Source organism: Methylobacterium sp. M6A4_1b (assembly GCF_053345175.1).
In genome coordinates, this window is the sequence record NZ_JBKEZQ010000031.1 from 20968 (window position 1) to 38552 (window position 17585).

A 17585-nucleotide genomic window follows, 5' to 3' on the forward strand; every position below is an offset into this window, starting at 1 on the left:
CTGGTCGGTATGACCAGATCGTCGAAGTCGTCCGGATCGTCGCATTCGCGAGGAGCCTGGCCGTTGCAGGACGCCAAGGCGCGCTTCAGCGAACTCGTGCGCCGCGTCCGTAGCGAGGGACCTCAGCACGTGACGGTGCGGGGCCGGGACGAGGTCGTGGTGATCTCCGTCGAGGAGTTCCGGCGGCTCAACGGCAACCTCGACGGCTCGACCCTGATCGCGGCGATGCAGGCCATGCCTGACAGGGAGGTCGATCTCGATCCGCCGCGGAGCATCATGCCCGTGCGCGACGTGATCTTGTGACCGGCTGGCTTCTCGACACGAACATCCTGTCCGAGTTGCGCAGGCCGAAGCCAGAGCGACGCGTGGTGGATTTCGTGGCCGGCCAGCCTCTCGACCGCCTCCACGTCAGCACCGCGACCCTGGCCGAGATCCGCTTCGGAATCGAATGCGTCGCTGAGGTCGGTCGGCGCGCGGAGCTCAATGCGTGGTTGACCCACAAGGTTCGCCCCCTGTTCGAACACCGGGTGCTCGAGATCACCGAGGACGTGATGTTCACCTGGCGTCTTCTCGTCGAGGAGGGTCGCAAGGCGGGCCATACCTTTCCGCAGCCCGACCTCATCATCGCGGCGACAGCCCTTCGGCACGGCTTAACGGTCGTGACCCGGGATGTGGCGGATTATCGAAAAACTCGCGTGCCTCTGCTGAACCCGTGGACCGACGCTTGGCCTTAGGCGGTCCGGCGCTCGCGAACACCGGACGCGCGATGTGCACGAAAAGGCCGGCTGATGATGGCGCTCGGCAAAAGGACGTCGTCTCCGGAGGGCGGAGGGGCGCCCGCCATGACGGTGGTGCACGCGCAGGTATGAGGGCGAGAAGACAACAAAAAACGGCAGCGCTCCGTCATCGAGCACTGCCGCTTGTCATTTCGGCCGACGATCGTTGTGGCTCTGCCGCGAGCCCGCTACGGCCATGCCTTTCCAAGGCAATGAGCGACCTTCGCTGTTCCGTTCCCGACGCGACGGATACACTCGCGGAGTTGATCCTCTGTGACATTGAACCGCTTCGTCCAGTAGCGGACCTCCCAAGCCTCGCTCAGACTGATCTTGCTGGGATCTTCCGGACCACGGCGTTCCAAATCATCATTCATGGCGCTTCCTCAAGTTGCACCAGGAAGGATATGCATTCTTGAATCAACTTCAAGTAGCGAACCCGGATCACGCCGCCTCGGGCTTCGGGCCGAGGCGCTTGTCGAGGTAGGTGTCGACGGTCTGGGTCAGCTCGTCGACCTTGCCGTCGAAGAAGTGGTTGGCGCCCTCGACCATCTGATGCTCGATGATGACGCCCTTCTGGGTCTTCACCTTCTCGATCACCGGCATGACCTCGCGGGCCGGAGCGACCCGGTCCTCGGAGCCGTGCACGAACAGGCCCGACGAAGGGCAGGGGGCCAGGAAGGTGAAGTCGTAGCGGTTGGCCATCGCGGCGATCGAGATGAAGCCCTCGATCTCGGGACGGCGCATCAGCAGCTGCATGCCGATCCACGAGCCGAACGAGACGCCGGCGATCCAGCAGGCGCGGGCCTCCGGGTTCACCGACTGCACCCAGTCGAGGGCCGAGGCCGCATCGGAGAGCTCGCCGGTGCCGTGGTCGAACGCGCCCTGGCTGCGGCCGACGCCGCGGAAATTGAAGCGCAGGGCCGCGAAGCCGCGATTGGCGAAGGTGTAGAAAAGATTGTACACGATCTGGTTGTTCATCGTGCCCCCGAACTGGGGGTGCGGATGCAGCACGATCGCGATCGGGGCGCCCTTCTTCTTGGGCGCCTGATAGCGTCCTTCGAGACGGCCGGCGGGACCGGTGAAGATGACTTCGGGCATGGGAACCAACACTCCTGAGCGGATGGCCCGGGCGGGCATCGCGCGGTGGATCGCCGGCTCGGCGGGAACTCGCGCACATCCGACGCCCGGGCAAAGCCGTGAGGCGTGCCTTGACTCATCCGACCACGAACCTAAAAGCGCTCTTAGAATAGTTCTAGCGAACTAGAACTATTCTAAACAAGCGTCGGTCGAGCCAGTTTCGGACCGGCGCGTTCCCCGCACGATGGGCGACCGGAACACGTATCGTGTCCGCGCCTTAGCATGATCGTGGGGGGCAAAAGCAAGGATTTGTCGCTTTCGCCCTTGACGCCGCCAGTGGTTTTTCCCGGATGACTTCGCCCCGCGCCTACCTCGACCACAACGCGACCTCACCGGTTCGGCCGGAGGTCGCGGCCGCCGTGGCGCGGGCGCTCGGCCTGCCGGGCAACCCCTCGTCGATCCACGCGGAGGGCCGGGCGGCCCGGGCCGCCCTGGAGACCGCCCGGGACGCGGTGGCCCGGCGCGTCGGAGCGGGCACGGGCCGCGTGGTGTTCACCAGCGGCGGCACCGAGGCCGCCAACGCGGTCCTGTCCGGTGCCCTGGTCCGCCTCGGCCGCCCGGCGCCAACGCGCCTTCTCGTCGGCGCCACCGAGCACCCCTGCGTCTCGGCCGGCCATCGCTTCCCGGCGGAGGCCGTCGACATCGTGCCGGTGGACGCCGCCGGCGTGATCGAGCGCGACGCCCTGCAGGCCCTGCTCGCCCGGCATGCCGGGGCGGACGTGCTGATCTCGATCCATGCCGCCAACAACGAGACCGGCGTGATCCAGCCGCTGGCGGCGATCGTCGGGCTGGCCCGGGCGCATGGCCGTGCCCTGGTGCATACGGACGCCGTTCAGGCCATCGGCAAGATCCCCCTGGACATGGCCGCCCTCGGCCTCGACGCCCTCAGCCTGTCCGGCCACAAGCTCGGCGCGCCCAAGGGCGTCGGCGCCCTGGTGCTCGCCGAGGGCGTGACCCTGGACGCGGGCTTCCTGCGCGGCGGCGGGCAGGAAGCGCGCCTGCGCGGCGGAACCGAGAACCTGCCCGGCATCGTCGGGCTGGGGGTCGCCGCGGACCTCGCCGATCCCGCGCGGACGGACCGCCTCGCGGCCCTGCGCGACGGCATCGCGCACGGTCTGCGCGCCTGCGCGCCCGACCTCGTCGTGTTCGGCGCCGGCGCCCCGCGCCTGCCCAACACCCTGTGCTTCGCCGTACCGGGGCTCGACGCCCCGACGGCGCTGATGCGGCTGGACCTCTCGGGCGTCGCGATCTCGTCCGGTTCGGCCTGCGCCTCCGGCAAGGTCGCGCGCTCGCCCGTGCTCATGGCCATGGGCGTCACCCCTGCGCTCGCCGCGGGGGCGCTGCGCGTCAGCCTCGGGTGGAACAGCACCGAAAGCGACGCAGCGCGGTGTCGCGCCGCCTGCGAACGCCTGGTGGAGACCCTATATCGACGGCAGGGGCACGCGGCGTGAGTGCCGCCTTCCCGAGCCATCCGACCAACACCCGGTCCTTGACGCCGGGCATGTCAGGAGACGCATAATGCCTGCAGTGCAGGAAACCATCGACCGGGTCCGCTCGATCGATCTCGACCAGTACAAGTATGGGTTCGAGACCACGATCGAGATGGAGAAGTCCGAGAAGGGCATCTCCGAGGACGTGATCCGCTTCATCTCGGGCAAGAAGGACGAGCCCGAGTGGATGCTCGCCTGGCGCCTCGACGCCTACAAGCGCTGGCAGACCATGCAGGAGCCCGATTGGGCGCGGGTTTCCTACGACAAGGTCGACTACAAGGACATCTACTACTACGCCGCTCCGAAGCGCCCGGCGGCGATGTCGCTCGACGAGATCGATCCGGAAATCCTGAAGACCTACGAGAAGCTCGGCATTCCCCTGCGCGAGGTCGAGGTGCTGGAGGGCATCGCCCCTGAGCGTCGGGTCGCGGTCGACGCGGTGTTCGACTCGGTCTCGGTGGCGACCACCTTCAAGGCCGAACTCTCGAAGGCCGGCGTGATCTTCATGCCGATCTCGGAGGCCATCCGCGAGTACCCCGACCTGGTGCGCAAGTACCTCGGCTCGGTCGTGCCCGTGACCGACAATTTCTTCGCGACCCTGAACTCGGCGGTCTTCTCCGACGGCTCGTTCGTCTACATCCCGCCGGGCGTGCGCTGCCCGATGGAGCTGTCGACGTACTTTCGCATCAACGAGCGCGACACCGGCCAGTTCGAGCGCACGCTGATCATCGCCGACAAGGGTAGCTACGTCTCGTATCTGGAGGGCTGCACCGCCCCGAAGCGCGACGACAACCAGCTCCACGCCGCCGTGGTCGAGCTCGTCGCCCTGGACGACGCCGAGATCAAGTACTCGACCGTCCAGAACTGGTACCCGGGCGACAACGAGGGCAAGGGCGGCATCTACAACTTCGTGACGAAGCGCGGCGATTGCCGGGGCGTCAACTCGAAGATCTCCTGGACGCAGGTCGAGACCGGCTCGGCCATCACCTGGAAGTACCCGTCCTGCATCCTGCGCGGCGACAATTCCCGCGGCGAGTTCTACTCGATCGCGGTGTCGAACGGCATGCAGCAGGTCGATTCCGGCACCAAGATGATCCATCTGGGCAAGAACACCACCAGCCGGATCATCTCGAAGGGCATCTCGGCCGGGCGCTCGCAGAACACCTACCGGGGCCTCGTCTCGGCACACCGCAAGGCGACGGGCGCGCGCAACTTCACCAATTGCGACTCGCTCCTGATCGGCGACCAGTGCGGCGCGCACACCGTGCCGTACATCGAGTCGAAGAACTCGTCGGCCCAGTTCGAGCACGAGGCCACCACCTCGAAGATCTCGGAAGACCAGATGTTCTACTGCCAGCAGCGCGGCCTCTCCAACGAGGAGGCGACCGCGCTCATCGTCAACGGCTTCGTCCGCGACGTGCTGCAGCAGTTGCCGATGGAGTTCGCCGTCGAGGCCCAGAAGCTGATCTCGATCAGCCTCGAAGGCTCCGTGGGCTGAGGACAAGGGACGTCGCGACGCGGCGCGGACGCTTCGGTTCCCCACGGGGCCGGAACGCCCGGCGCCCTGCCGTCCGGGCCGACGGCCGCACATCAAAGCTTTCCGACGCCAGGGACCGTTTCGGTTCCGCGCCGGGCATTCAACCTAGAATGGACTATGCTGCAATGATCGAAATCAAGAACCTCGTGGTCGCCATCGAGGACAAGCAGATCCTCAACGGGCTCGACCTCACCGTGAACGACGGCGAGGTCGCCGCCATCATGGGTCCGAACGGCTCGGGCAAGTCGACCCTGTCCTACGTCATCGCGGGCAAGGAAGATTACGAAGTCCTCGACGGCGAGATCCTGCTCGACGGCGAGAACATCCTCGAGATGAGCCCCGACGAGCGCGCCGCCTCGGGCGTGTTCCTGGCCTTCCAGTATCCGCTGGAGATCCCGGGCGTCGGGACCATGACCTTCCTCAAGGCGACCCTGAACGCCCAGCGCCGGGCGCGGGGCGAGGGCGAGCTCTCCACCCCCGACTTCATCCGCCGGGTGAACGCGGCGGCCGAGAAGCTGGAGATCAACAAGGACATGCTCAAGCGTGCCCTCAACGTCGGGTTCTCCGGCGGCGAGAAGAAGCGCATGGAGATCCTGCAGATGGCCTTGCTGGAGCCGAAGTTCTGCGTCCTCGACGAGACCGATTCCGGCCTCGACATCGATGCCCTGCGCATCGTCTCCGAGGGCGTCAACGCGCTCCGCGCGACAGGCCGCTCCTTCCTCGTCATCACCCACTACCAGCGCCTGCTGAACCACATCGTGCCGGACGTCGTCCACGTGATGTCGCAGGGCCGCATCGTGAAGTCGGGCGGCAAGGAGCTCGCCCTGGAGCTCGAGGCCTCCGGCTATGCCGAGTACCGGACAAGCGAGGCCGCCTGATCATGGCCGACATCACACCCCTGCGCAGCGCGGCCGAGGCCGGGCTCTCCAAGCTCTTCGAAGCCACCAGGATGAAGTACCCCACGGGCGTCTCGATCGCCCGCGAGGAGGCGTTCCGCTACTTCGAGGCGGTCGGCCTGCCGACCCGCCGCGTCGAGGCCTTCAAGTACACCGACCTGCGCTCGGCCTTCCGTGACGCGGCCCATCCGGCCGAGATGCCCTCGGCCGAGGTCGCGCGGGCGGCGGTGGCGAGCGCCAGGGGTTTTGCCGGGATCGAGGCCGTGCGCCTCACCTTCGTCAACGGCCACCTGATCGAGGCGGAATCCGACCTCGGCCGGATTCCGGCCGGCGTCACGGTCACGCCGCTGACCCGGGCGCTCACGGAGGGCCACGCGCTCCTCGACCGGCTGACGCCGGTGCGCCAGGCCGCCGAGAACGCGATCTACCAGCTCAACACCGCCTTCCTGGCGGATGGTGCGCTGATCGCGGTCGAGCCCGGCGCCAAGGTCGAGGCCCCACTGCACCTGCGCTTCATCGGCACGGGCGCGGAGGCTTACTCCACCGCGACCCGCGTCCTCGTGGTGCTGGGGGAGGGCGCCGAGGTCACGGTGCTGGAGAGCCACGAGGGGCCGGACGGCGTCGCCTACCAGCCCAACGACGCCCTCGACGTGACGGTGGCCGACACCGCCACCTTCCGGCACGCCCGCCTCAACGCGGAAGGTCGCGAGGCCGTGGCCCTGTCGACGCTGTCCGTGAAGCTCGGCGCTGCGTCCGCGGTGGAGACCGTCAACGTGGTCGTCGGCGCCGTCCTCTCGCGCCACCAGGTCTACCTGAACTTCGCCGGGGCCGACGGCCGCGCGGTGGTGAACGGGGCGGCCATGCTCAACGGCCGCCAGCTCGCCGACACCACCTTCCTGGCCGACCATGCCGCCACCGGCGGCGTCAGCCGCGAGCTGTTCAAGACCGTGGTTGACGGCGAGGCCACGGGGGTCTTCCAGGGCAAGATCATCGTCCAGCAGGCGGCTCAGCAGACCGACGGCAAGATGATGTCGGCCTGCCTCATCCTGTCCGACGCCGGCCAGATGATGAACAAGCCCGAGCTGGAGATCTTCGCCGACGATGTCGCCTGCGGCCACGGCGCCACCTGCGGAGCCCTCGACGAGGACCTGCTGTTCTACCTGATGCAGCGCGGGCTGCCGAAGGCCCAGGCCGAGAGCCTGCTGGTCCAGGCCTTCCTCGGCGCGGCCATCGAGTCGGTCGGCCACGACGGCGTCCGAGAGGCGCTGGTCGGGACGATCGAGGCGTGGCTCGCGGCGCGAGCCTGACAAAACCCTCCCCCTCCGCGGGGGAGGTGGTCGCGGAGCGACGGGGGAAGGGCCGCGCCATATCGAGATAAGGCGCTCGCTTCATCCGGCCGACTTCGCGAGCAACCTCTTCTCGCCTCGCTCCGCGAGGCGCCCGCCCCGCGAAGGGGGCGGATCGGACACCAAACAGGTCCATCCATGAACGCACCCGTCCCGAACACTCCCTACGACGTCCAGGCGATCCGGGCCGAGTTCCCGATCCTGTCGCAGAAGGTCTACGGCAAACCCTTGGTCTATCTCGACAACGCGGCCTCGTCGCAGAAGCCGCGCGCCGTCATCGACGCCATGGTGAACTGCATGGAGACGGGCTACGCCAACGTCCATCGCGGCCTGCACTTCATGGCGAATGCCGCCACGGAAGGCTTCGAGGGCGCGCGCGAGACCACGCGGCAGTTCCTGAACGCCGGGTCCACCGACGAGATCATCTTCACCCGCAACGCCACCGAGGCCTACAACCTCGTGGCCTCGTCCATGGGCTGGGCCGGCCTGATCGGGGAGGGGGACGAGATCATCCTCTCGATCATGGAGCACCATTCCAACATCGTGCCCTGGCACTTCCTGCGCGAGCGGCGCGGGGCCGTGATCAAGTGGGCGCCCGTCGACGACGCGGGCAACTTCCTCGTCGAGGACTACGAGAAGCTGTTCACGCCCCGCACCAAGATGGTGGCGATCACCCACATGTCGAACGTGCTCGGCACCGTGACACCGGCCCGCGAGATCGTGCGGATCGCCCACGCGCACGGCGTGCCGGTGCTCCTCGACGGGGCGCAGAGCGCGGTGCACCAGCCCATCGACGTGAAGGCGCTCGACTGCGACTTCTTCGTCTTCACGGGCCACAAGGTCTACGGACCCACCGGCATCGGCGTGCTCTACGGCAAGAAGGAGTGGCTGGAGCGCCTGCCGCCCTACCAGGGCGGCGGCGAGATGATCCGCACGGTCGCCCAGGACACCGTCACCTACAACGATCCGCCGCATCGCTTCGAGGCGGGCACGCCGGCGATCGTCGAGGCGGTGGGCCTCGGCGCGGCGCTCGAATTCATGATGACGCTGGGCCGTGAGAAGATCGCCGCCCACGAGGCGTCCCTGCTCGCCTACGCCCAGGAGCGCCTCGGCGCCATGAACTCCCTGCGGATGATCGGCACGGCCCGGGACAAGGGCGGCGTCATCGCCTTCGAGATGAAGGGGGCTCATGCCCACGACATCGCCACCGTGATCGACCGTTACGGCGTCGCGATCAGGGCCGGGACGCACTGCGCCATGCCCCTGCTCACCCGCTTCGGCGCGACCTCCACCTGTCGCGCCTCGTTCGGATTGTATAACACCACCGGAGAAGTCGACGCCCTCGCCGAGGCGCTTGCCAAGGCCGAGATGATGTTCGCCTGAGGACCAGACCATGAGCGACGCAGCCATCACCGGCGGAGCCAACGCCCCCGCCATCGCGAGCGACTCGGCGATCCCGCCCGAGGAACTCGACCGCCTGACCGACGACATCGTGGTCGCCCTCAAGAGCGTCTACGATCCCGAGATCCCGGCCGACATCTATGAACTCGGCCTGATCTACAAGGTCGACATCGCCGACGACCGCACGGTCGCCATCGACATGACCCTGACCGCGCCGGGCTGTCCCGTGGCCGGCGAGATGCCGGGCTGGGTCGAGACCGCGGTGGCCGCGGTGCCGGGCGTGCAATCCTGCGCCGTCACGATGGTGTTCGACCCGCCGTGGGACCAGAGCCGCATGTCGGACGAGGCCCGCGTCGCGCTGGACATGTGGTAGCGGACGGTCAGACGATGGGTGCTCCGCGCAACCCGACGAAGGTCATGCCGTCGTAGATGTCGATCAACGGCAGGTGTGCAGCGATGGCGGGCAGATCGACATCCGCGTCCATCGTCTCGGAGGCCTGCGTGTCCCAGGTTTCTCCATCGCGCCGATAGAGCGTGGCGCTGGGCCAACGTGTTTCCACGAGAAGAATATAAACGATCGTCGGATGTCGCTTGTATTCTTCCAGCTTTCGGAAACGATCGATGGTGCTCGTCGAGGGTGACAACACCTCGACGACAAGGCGGGGGGTTCGATTCTCGCAGCTGTCCAGGATCAGGTCTCCGCATTCTACGGTGACGTCTGGACGGGGTAGGGTCGCGATACCGGTTCGCAGGCCGATATCATCTGTCGTTGGGCGACACCCCGTCCCGCGCAGCTGGCCGTGACGTGCAGCGATGATATCGACGGCCACCCGATCATGCTGGGCGCTGGCGCCCGTCATCGTCTTCACATGTGGCACCGGCACTCCATCGACGAGTTCATGGAGACCATCCTGGCGCCGCTGCCAGATGAAGAACTCCTCGACGCTCATCGAGCGCCGTGCAGTTTGCGCCATGAAAACCCCCATCGGCCATCGCCGAGGATAACACGGTTTAGGTCGGCTTCCGCCGGCGGTGGACCGCAGGCTCCGCAATCCTTATCTTAACCGGGTTCTAGCACCCTCACCCGCCCGGGCCTTGAACCCGGCTGTCGGAGAGACATCATGGCATCGAAGTTCAAGGTCCTGTCGCTGACCGACGCGGCGGCGACGCGCATCAAGGCCATCATCGCCGATGCGGACCGCCCCATCGCCGGCCTGCGCGTCGGCGTGAAGAACGGCGGCTGCGCCGGCATGTCCTACACCATGGAATATGCCGAGGCGCAGAAGCCCGGGGAGGACAAGGTCGAGGATCGCGGCGTCACCGTCTTCGTCGATCCGAAGGCGCTGCTGTTCCTGCTCGGGACGCAGATGGACTTCCAGACCAACAAGCTCTCGTCTCAGTTCGTGTTCAACAACCCGAACCAGACCTCGGCCTGCGGCTGCGGCGAATCCGTCGCGATCACGCCGGTGAACCCGGAGGCGGTCCACGCCGGCGCCTGACGCGCCGGAGCGGACGCGGCGTCAGGCGACGCTCGACAGGTCCATGTCGGCGTCGTCGACCGTGCGGTTGCGGCCGTCGCGCTTGGCCCTGAACATGCACTGGTCGGCCCGCTCGAGCAGCGACACCGCCGTGTCGCCCGGGCGGTGCACCGCAACCCCGAGCGAAATCGTGATCTTGCCGAGCGACTCGCCGGTGGAGCGCTTCACCAGCTCGCGCGCCATCACGCTGGTCCGCACCGTCTCGGCGAGGGCGTAGGCCGCCGCCCGGGAGGTGGCGGGCAGGAGCATGGCGAATTCCTCGCCGCCGAAGCGGGCGAGGACCGCGTGAGCCTTGACGTGCTCGCGCATGACCATGGCCACGAGGCGCAGCACCTGGTCGCCGGTGATGTGGCCGTAGACGTCGTTGAAGCGCTTGAACGAATCGACGTCGATGACGATCAGGCAGGCCGGCGCGGCCGTGGACGCCCCCTGCACCAGCCGGCACAGGCTGTCCTCGAAATGCTTGCGGTTCGACAAGCCGGTGAGCGGATCGGTGAGGCTTTCCAGGCGCGTCGCCTCCAGGGTCTCGCGCAAGGTCTCGATCTCGCTCCGGCTCTCGCGCATCCGCGCCTCGAGGGTGCGGTTGTTGGCGGTGACCTCGCGGGTGGTCGCCACCAGGGCGGCGACCATCGAGTGCAGGCCGGCCGCGTTCGGAACGGTGCCATCGAGGTCCCGCGTCAGGTCCCGCAGGGATGCGTCGTACTGCGCGGTGGTGCCGAGGGAGAGGTCCAGCACCTCCATCACCCCCGCAATCTCCGACAGCACGCTGCTGCTCGCCCGCTCGGTGACGGCCGAGAGGCGCGAGGGATCGAGATAGGTCTCGTAGAGGCCGTCGACGTCCGTCTCCGTCAGGCGCCCCGAGGTCGCAGTCAGGCGCTTGAGGGCGTCGTTCATCTGCGGCTGCGTGCCGGCGACGTAGGCGTACCAGACGGCGTAGGCGCGCGGCTCGGCCGACGGGCCGTAATCGCGGATCAACGCGTTGGCGCGCTCGGCCAGCGCGAAGCTCCGTTCACGGTCGCCGTGACTGCCGTCCATCGTTCGTCCAACCGTCCCATCCCTCCAATCCGATTCCGGAGCGGAGCGTCCTCGCGTCGCCGCATCATACGGAAACGATCATGGAGATGCGGTTAAGCTCGGCGCGGACGTGCGCCGCGAGGGAGCGGTCTACTTCGAGGGCTTGACGACCGCCGGACGCAGCAGGAAGGCCGGCACGTGCGAGCCGAGCCCGACCGGCGTCTCGCCCTCGTCCTCGTCGCCGCGCCGGCGTGGCGGGCGGCGCTCCTCGCGGGACCGCTCGGCGGTGCGCTCGGGACGGGGCGCCCGGTTCGGAGCCTGCGGCGCGGGGGCCGGGGCGAGGTCCTGCGTGACCTCCGCCTCCGGCGCCGCGCGCTCGGACACGCCACGGCGGGACGACGCGCGGGTGCCGCGCCCATCCCGGCGACCGGCCCGCTTCGGCGCACGGTCCTCCGCCGCCTCCGGCCCACCGCCGGCATCCGCACTCACGGCCTCGTCCGGCCCGGCCGATTCCGACTCGGCGGGACCCGACCTGGCAGGATTCGACCTGGCCGGATTCGACCTGGCCGAATTCGACTTCGCCGGACTCGATTTGGCGCTCTCGGTCCTGGTCCGTTCCGGACGGCCGCCCGACGCGGCCCGGCCTTCGGATGCGCGGCCTTCCGGCTTGCGGCCCTCGCCGCTCCGGACCTGCCGGCCCGTCTTGCCGCGGTAGCGGGTGCGGGTCGACTCGCCTTCCGCGGAAGGCGTGGACTCCGGCACCGTGGCGAGGTCGCCCTCGGCCCAGGGAATCGGCTGGCCGATCAGGGCCTCGATGGCGCTGAGGGAGCGCTCGTCGGCGCGGCTGACCAGGGTGAAGGCGTGACCGGCGCGGCCGGCGCGGCCGGTCCGGCCGATGCGGTGCACGTAGTCTTCCGGATGGTGCGGCACGTCGAAGTTGAAGACGTGGCTCACCGCCGGGATGTCGAGGCCGCGCGCCGCCACGTCGCTGGCCACCAGGAGCGGCACCTCGCCCGAGCGGAAGCCGTCCAGCGCGATGGTCCGGGCGCGCTGGTCCATGTCGCCGTGCAGGGCCGCGACGTTGAAGCCGTGACTGGCCAGGGACTTCTGGAGCAGGGCCACGTCGCGCTTGCGGTTGCAGAAGATGAGGCCGTTGTTCAGCTCTGCCTCGCCGCGGATGAGGCGGCGCAGGAGGTCGCGCTTCTCGTGCCCCTCCGAGCTCGTGGCCACGAGCTTCTGCACGATGGTCGAGGCGGTGGAGGCGGGCCGGGCCACCTCGATCCGCTGCGGCGTGTGCAGGAACATGTCGGCCAGCCGCTCGATCTCCGGCGGCATGGTGGCGGAGAAGAACAGGGTCTGGCGGGTGAAGGGCACCATCTTCACGATGCGCTCGATGTCGGGAATGAAGCCCATGTCGAGCATGCGGTCGGCCTCGTCGATGACGAGCAGTTCGACGCCGGTGAGCAGCAGCTTGCCGCGCTCGAAATGGTCGAGGAGCCGGCCCGGCGTCGCGATCAGCACGTCGGTGCCGCGCATCAGCTTGGCGTCCTGCTCCGCGAAGGAGACGCCCCCGATGATGAGCGCGACGTTGAGCTTGTGGTTGATGCCGTAGCGGTCGAAATTCTCCACCACCTGGGCGGCGAGCTCACGCGTGGGCTCCAGGATCAGCGTGCGCGGCATGCGGGCGCGGGCCCGGCCGTTCTCCAGGAGCGTCAGCATCGGCAGCGTGAAGGCCGCCGTCTTGCCGGTGCCGGTCTGGGCGATGCCGAGGACGTCGCGGCGCGCGAGCACGTGAGGGATGGCCTGGGCCTGGATCGGCGTGGGCTCGGAATAACCGGCCGCCGTGACGGCCTGGAGGACCTTGTCGCTCAATCCGAGGTCGGCAAAAGACATATTCTATGAGAACCGTTGCGCGCGGGAATGGACCAACCGGCGCGGAGGACATCGACACGGCGACGGCTGGCATCAGGGGCGGCTTCGATACACCAACCCGCCGCGCACGCACGTTGCGGGGACACTTAGGGCCTTGCACGGCCTTGTCAATCGAGGGGAACCCGGGCAGGACGGCTTATCCGCAGGCCCGTGTCGCCCGCGCACCACGACCCGGATCCTTTGGCCGGCCCCATTGGCCAGCCCGATTGGCCAGCCCCTTGCCTCGGCGGTCGCGATCCCCGCCCTGGACCGAGGACCGCCTTGCGCATCCTGCTCATCAACCCGAACACCACCGCCTCCGTCACCGAACTCGTGGCCGCCCATGTCCGGGCCATCGCCGGGGACGGCGTCGCCCTGGTGCCCGCCACCGGGCGGTTCGGGGCCCGCTACATCTCCAGCCGCGCGGCGGCCGCGATCGCCGGGCACGCCGCCCTCGACGCCTTCGCCGAACACGGGGACGGCTGCGACGCCGTCTACCTCGCCTGCTTCGGCGATCCCGGCCTCGCCGCCCTGCGCGAGGTCTCCCCGGTCCCGGTGGTCGGGATGGCGGAGGCCGCCTGCCGGGCCGCGAGCGCGGGCGCCCGGCCCTTCGCCATCGTCACGGGCGGCGTCCTGTGGGGGCCGATGCTGACGGAGTTCGTGGCCGGCCTCGGCCTCGGCGGGCGCCTGACCGGCGTGCGCACCGTCGCGCCCACGGGGGCCGAGATCGCCGCCGACCCGGAGGCGGCCCTCGGCCTCCTGGCGGCGGCCTGCGACGCCTGCGTCCGGGAGGATGGCGCCGAGGCGGTGATCCTCGGCGGCGCGGCCCTGGCCGGGCTCGCGGCGCGGATCCAGCCCGCCGTGCCGGCCCCGGTGCTGTGCTCGGTCGAGGCCGGCACCCGCGCGGTGCTGGCCGCCGCGGCTGGGGGAGGGCGCCCGGCGCAGGAAGCTCCGCCGCTGGCGAGTCTCGGCCTGTCGCCGGCGCTCGCGCGCCTCCTGGCCCGCACCTGACACTCTTCTCTTTGCGATACAAAGAACTCGCTTGCATCCGCTTTGCGGATCAATATACTTTGCGATGCAGAGCGAGGCATGCCCCATGACGGATCTCGACAAGGCCCATCTGGACAAGGCCCTGGCCGACATCTTCGCCATCCGCACGCAGCTGGGCCGCGGCAGCGCCTTCCGGGGGTATGGGTCGGCGGCCTTCGCGGCCACCGCGGGACTGGCGCTCGCCACCGCCACGGCACAGACCCTCCTCCTCGACGATCCGTCGGCGTCGCCGCTGCTCTATTTCGGCGGCTGGATCGCCACCGCCTTCGGCGCCCTCGGCCTGATCGGGTGGGAGATGTGGGCCCGCTCGCGCCGGCACAGCGGCGGCTTCGCCGACGCGATGATCCGGGACGCGGTGGAGCAGTTCCTGCCGGCCGGTGCCGTCGGCGCGCTCCTCGCCCTGGTGCTGGCGCGGGTCTCGCCCGAGACCCTGTGGATGCTGCCCGGCCTGTGGCAGGTGCTGGTGAGCCTGGGGATCTTCGCCGGCGCCCGGGTCATGCCGCGGGCGGTCGCCCTGGTGGGCGCCTGGTACCTCGTGGCCGGCCTCGCGGTGCTGGTGCTGACGGCCGAGAGCCATGCCCTGTCGCCCTGGGCGATGGGGCTGCCCTTCGCCGTCGGGCAGGGGCTGATGGCGCTCGTCGTCCGCCAGAGCACGGAGGCCACCGATGTCGCGGGCTGAGGCGGCTCCCTTCGCCTATGAGGGGCTGGACCGGGTCATCCACGAGAAGGCCCGCCTCGGCCTCCTCACCTCCCTGATCGCCCATCCCAAGGGCCTCGCCTTCGGCGACCTCAAGCAGCTCTGCGGGCTCACCGACGGCAATCTCAGCCGCCACCTCCAGGTTCTGCAGGAGGCCGGCCTCGTCGAGATCCGCAAGGGCTACGACGGCAACCGGCCCCAGACCACCTGCGGCCTGACCGCCGCCGGGCGCAGCCGTTTCCTCGACTATCTCGCGGTGCTGGAGCGCGTGGTGCGCGACGCCGCCGAGGCGGCCGAGCGCGCCCCCGAAGCCGCGGGCCGGCCGCAGCCGGCCTGATCCGTCCGCAGGCTTCGCCACTCTCCGACGCCCAAGATCCATCCTCCATTTGCCAGGAAACTTTACAATGCAAAGCACTCTGCAGGACCGACTGCATGTGGGCATCATCATGGACGGCAACGGCCGCTGGGCGACCGAGCGCGGATCGCCGCGGGTGGCGGGCCACAGGGCCGGTGTCGCGGCGACCCGGCGGGTCGTCGCGGCGGCGGCCGGGGCCGGCATCGGCACCCTGACGCTCTACGCCTTCTCCAGCGACAACTGGCGCCGGCCGCCGGACGAGGTCACCGGCATGATGGAATTGCTGCGCCACTACCTCCAGACCGAGGCCGCGCACCTGGCGCGGGCGGGGATACGCCTCAGCGTGATCGGCCGGCGGGATCGCCTGCCCGCGGGTCTCGCCGAGGCCATGGGCCGGGCGGAGCACCTGACTTCGGCCGGAAACGGCCTGCACCTGCGCATCGCGATCGACTATTCCGGCCGCGCCGCGATCCTGGCGGCGGCGGGCGCGCTGGCGGGCACGTCGGTGGAACCCGGCACGCCATCGGCCGCCGCCTTCGGGCGGGCGGTCAGCGGCGAGCCGATCCCGGACGTCGACCTTGTGATCCGCACCAGCGGCGAGCAGCGCCTCTCGGACTTCCTGTTGTGGGAGAGCGCCTATGCCGAGTTGCACTTCACGCCCACGCACTGGCCCGATTTCGGTCCGGAGGACCTCGCCGCCGCGCTCCGGGCCTTCTCGGGCCGGACCCGCCGCTTCGGCGGTCTCGCCGCGCCCGCCCGGGCCGCCTGAGACCCCGGACCTCGGGGCCGGCAGCGCGGACGAGTCCTCGAGGCGCACGGGGCGGGCGGCGCCCTCCGCGGCGCGCATGCTCAGCGCCTGAGGTCGAGCGCCGTGCAGGGATCGAGGCGCGTGCGGGACGCCGCGGGGCCGATGGCGCCCGTGGTCTCGGGATCGGCGACCGGGATCCGCGCCTCGCGCTGGCGATCCGGGCCGCGCTCCACGGCGCGGGACAGGTACTGGGTGGCGCCGAAGGCGCACACCGCGACGACCAGGCCGACCTTGATCGCCCAGGGCAGCAGGGTCGCCGTTCGCGGCGGCTCCGCCGCCCCGCGCCCGAACTCCGTCCTCGCCTCGCGGGCGAGCGCGTCCACGGGCAGGTCGAGAGGGGGGCGGGGCAGGAGCATGGGCGCGGTCGTCCGTCTGGCGGCGCGGACCCTGCCCGCGCGCCCCGAAGTCTCGCCCGTCATGGTTAAGGAGGACTTGCGCCGAGGGCGCTTCGCGATAGCGCAGCCCCGCGCCAGACGGCAATAAAACGTGAGATCGACCCGCAATCCGGCACGATCCTGCGGGCAATTCGGATCTGAAGAAAGTCTTGCGACGGGTCTTGATTTCAACAAGCGAGGCCCAATGGCGGGATCACTTGTCCCCCGAGGATGTGCGTGATGGCACCGACGCACAAAGCTCGAAATGACCGATCGCTAACCTTTACCCTTCTTTGACATCTGAGGTCCTAATAGGTGGCCTTGTTGCAGGAAAGCGACAGACCTCGCGTCGGCCAGGGACTACAAGCGCGCCGGCTCTCGCCAACCAGGACCAGGTTAAACCCATGAAAAGACTGCTTCTCGCCTCCACCGTGCTCGCCGGCCTGACTGCCGTCGCTTCGGCCGCCGATCTTCCGCGCCGCGCGGCTCCCCCGGTGTTCGTGCCGGTGCCGGTGTTCACCTGGACCGGCTTCTACGCTGGTTTCAACGCCGGCTACGGCTTCGACGCCTCGAATCGCCAGACCAACGTCTACAACAATGTCTTTCCGAACCTTGTGCAGCCGAGCATCGCAGGCGCTCAGATCGTCTACTCCAACAACTCGAACGAGGGTTTCACGGGTGGTGGCCAGATCGGCTACAACTATCAGTTCACCCCGGGCTCGGGTGTCGTGATCGGTGTTGAGGCCGACGCTCAGTACGTCGATTTCGGCCGTAGCCGGAACAACGCTCTCGTCGGTCCCGGCACCTTTGCAGCCACCCCTGGCGTCACCTTCGTCGATCCGCGCGGCACCGCCAGCCTCGACTACTTCGGCACCGTGCGCGGCCGCCTTGGCTATGCCTTCGACCGCACCCTCGTGTACGGCACCGGTGGCTTCGCCTACGGCGCTGGCAGCAATGAGCGCTCCTTCGGCGGCTTCCGCGGCAACGACGACTTCCGCACTGGCTGGGCCGCTGGCGGCGGTATCGAGTACGCCCTGCCGACCGACTCGTTCCTGAACTTCTTCAAGTCCTCGGCCGTCACGCTCAAGGTCGAAGGCCTGTACGTGAACCTCGAGAACAACAACCGCAACGCTGGCGTCTACGCTTACGACACCAACAACGTTCTCTACCGTCAGCCCGGCTTCACCAACCGCAACAGCGGCACCGAGTTCGCCGTCGTCCGCGCCGGCCTGAACTACAAGTTCGGCTCCTACTA

The 17585-nt window shown here is 69.0% G+C and carries 20 protein-coding genes; 14 read left to right on the forward strand and 6 right to left on the reverse strand.

Translation table 11 applies throughout. The features are described from left to right. The first annotated feature begins 9 nt into the window (after positions 1–9). Positions 10–303, forward strand: a complete 294-nt coding sequence (locus ACLBWX_RS20390; protein WP_447678807.1) for a type II toxin-antitoxin system Phd/YefM family antitoxin — start codon at positions 10–12, stop codon at positions 301–303. Continuing rightward, positions 300–734, forward strand: coding sequence for a PIN domain-containing protein (locus tag ACLBWX_RS20395; protein WP_447678808.1), 435 nt, complete (start codon positions 300–302; stop codon positions 732–734). The genes ACLBWX_RS20390 and ACLBWX_RS20395 overlap by 4 nt, the downstream gene beginning before the upstream one ends. Before the next feature lie 230 nt (positions 735–964). Here ACLBWX_RS20395 and ACLBWX_RS20400 read toward each other — a convergent pair whose 3' ends face one another. Both ACLBWX_RS20400 and ACLBWX_RS20405 read right to left on the reverse strand, forming a co-directional pair. Beyond that, positions 965–1150, reverse strand: coding sequence for a DUF3606 domain-containing protein (locus ACLBWX_RS20400; RefSeq protein ID WP_447678809.1), 186 nt, complete (start codon positions 1148–1150; stop codon positions 965–967). A gap of 67 nt (positions 1151–1217) precedes the next feature. Further along, positions 1218–1874, reverse strand: coding sequence for an alpha/beta hydrolase (locus ACLBWX_RS20405; RefSeq protein WP_056186925.1), 657 nt, complete (start codon positions 1872–1874; stop codon positions 1218–1220). Between the two features lie 329 nt (positions 1875–2203). On the opposite strand from ACLBWX_RS20405, the gene ACLBWX_RS20410 reads away from it, so the two are divergent. The 6 genes from ACLBWX_RS20410 (at position 2204) to ACLBWX_RS20435 (ending at position 8956) form a co-directional block, all read left to right on the forward strand. Next, entirely contained in the window at positions 2204–3364 is a 1161-nt protein-coding gene (locus tag ACLBWX_RS20410) for a cysteine desulfurase family protein (protein WP_447678810.1), read from the forward strand. A 67-nt stretch (positions 3365–3431) separates the two neighbouring features. After that, positions 3432–4901, forward strand: coding sequence for a Fe-S cluster assembly protein SufB (gene sufB / locus ACLBWX_RS20415; RefSeq protein WP_447678811.1), 1470 nt, complete (start codon positions 3432–3434; stop codon positions 4899–4901). Between the two features lie 164 nt (positions 4902–5065). After that, entirely contained in the window at positions 5066–5818 is a 753-nt protein-coding gene (gene sufC / locus ACLBWX_RS20420; RefSeq protein WP_447678812.1) for a Fe-S cluster assembly ATPase SufC, read from the forward strand. Between the two features lie 2 nt (positions 5819–5820). Beyond that, positions 5821–7143 (forward strand): Fe-S cluster assembly protein SufD, encoded by a 1323-nt coding sequence (sufD, locus tag ACLBWX_RS20425; protein WP_447678813.1) that lies wholly within the window; start codon positions 5821–5823, stop codon positions 7141–7143. 177 nt (positions 7144–7320) lie between these two features. Continuing rightward, the gene (locus ACLBWX_RS20430) at positions 7321–8565 is read left to right on the forward strand and encodes a cysteine desulfurase (protein WP_447678814.1); all 1245 of its coding nucleotides are present in this window, start codon (positions 7321–7323) and stop codon (positions 8563–8565) included. A 10-nt stretch (positions 8566–8575) separates the two neighbouring features. Then, on the forward strand, positions 8576–8956 hold the full coding sequence (locus tag ACLBWX_RS20435; RefSeq protein WP_447678815.1) for an SUF system Fe-S cluster assembly protein: 381 nt from the start codon (positions 8576–8578) through the stop codon (positions 8954–8956). A gap of 7 nt (positions 8957–8963) precedes the next feature. Here ACLBWX_RS20435 and ACLBWX_RS20440 read toward each other — a convergent pair whose 3' ends face one another. Next, positions 8964–9557, reverse strand: coding sequence for a Uma2 family endonuclease (locus ACLBWX_RS20440; protein ID WP_447678816.1), 594 nt, complete (start codon positions 9555–9557; stop codon positions 8964–8966). Between the two features lie 147 nt (positions 9558–9704). Here ACLBWX_RS20440 and ACLBWX_RS20445 point away from each other — a divergent pair, with 147 nt between their 5' ends. After that, the gene (locus tag ACLBWX_RS20445) at positions 9705–10082 is read left to right on the forward strand and encodes a HesB/IscA family protein (protein ID WP_447678817.1); all 378 of its coding nucleotides are present in this window, start codon (positions 9705–9707) and stop codon (positions 10080–10082) included. Between the two features lie 21 nt (positions 10083–10103). Here ACLBWX_RS20445 and ACLBWX_RS20450 read toward each other — a convergent pair whose 3' ends face one another. Both ACLBWX_RS20450 and ACLBWX_RS20455 read right to left on the reverse strand, forming a co-directional pair. Further along, positions 10104–11156, reverse strand: coding sequence for a diguanylate cyclase (locus ACLBWX_RS20450; RefSeq protein WP_447678818.1), 1053 nt, complete (start codon positions 11154–11156; stop codon positions 10104–10106). A gap of 129 nt (positions 11157–11285) precedes the next feature. Beyond that, positions 11286–13028 (reverse strand): DEAD/DEAH box helicase, encoded by a 1743-nt coding sequence (locus ACLBWX_RS20455; RefSeq protein ID WP_447678819.1) that lies wholly within the window; start codon positions 13026–13028, stop codon positions 11286–11288. A 300-nt stretch (positions 13029–13328) separates the two neighbouring features. On the opposite strand from ACLBWX_RS20455, the gene ACLBWX_RS20460 reads away from it, so the two are divergent. The 4 genes from ACLBWX_RS20460 to ACLBWX_RS20475 all read left to right on the forward strand — a co-directional run bounded on the left by ACLBWX_RS20460 (position 13329) and on the right by ACLBWX_RS20475 (position 15917). Beyond that, complete coding sequence (locus ACLBWX_RS20460) at positions 13329–14057, forward strand: aspartate/glutamate racemase family protein (protein ID WP_447678820.1); 729 nt, start codon at positions 13329–13331, stop codon at positions 14055–14057. 85 nt (positions 14058–14142) lie between these two features. Continuing rightward, positions 14143–14775: a hypothetical protein gene (locus tag ACLBWX_RS20465; RefSeq protein ID WP_447678821.1), complete on the forward strand. Its 633-nt coding sequence runs from the start codon at positions 14143–14145 to the stop codon at positions 14773–14775. Beyond that, positions 14762–15130: a transcriptional regulator gene (locus ACLBWX_RS20470; protein ID WP_056469473.1), complete on the forward strand. Its 369-nt coding sequence runs from the start codon at positions 14762–14764 to the stop codon at positions 15128–15130. The genes ACLBWX_RS20465 and ACLBWX_RS20470 overlap by 14 nt, the downstream gene beginning before the upstream one ends. A 67-nt stretch (positions 15131–15197) precedes the next feature. Further along, a complete protein-coding gene (locus ACLBWX_RS20475; protein WP_447678822.1) occupies positions 15198–15917 on the forward strand; it encodes a di-trans,poly-cis-decaprenylcistransferase in 720 nt (239 codons plus the stop codon). An 80-nt stretch (positions 15918–15997) separates the two neighbouring features. On the opposite strand, the gene ACLBWX_RS20480 is transcribed toward ACLBWX_RS20475, so the two are convergent. After that, entirely contained in the window at positions 15998–16312 is a 315-nt protein-coding gene (locus ACLBWX_RS20480; protein ID WP_447678823.1) for a hypothetical protein, read from the reverse strand. Between the two features lie 422 nt (positions 16313–16734). Here ACLBWX_RS20480 and ACLBWX_RS20485 point away from each other — a divergent pair. Then, on the forward strand, positions 16735–17585 hold an 851-nt coding region (locus ACLBWX_RS20485), incomplete at its 3' end, for an outer membrane protein (RefSeq protein ID WP_056469463.1).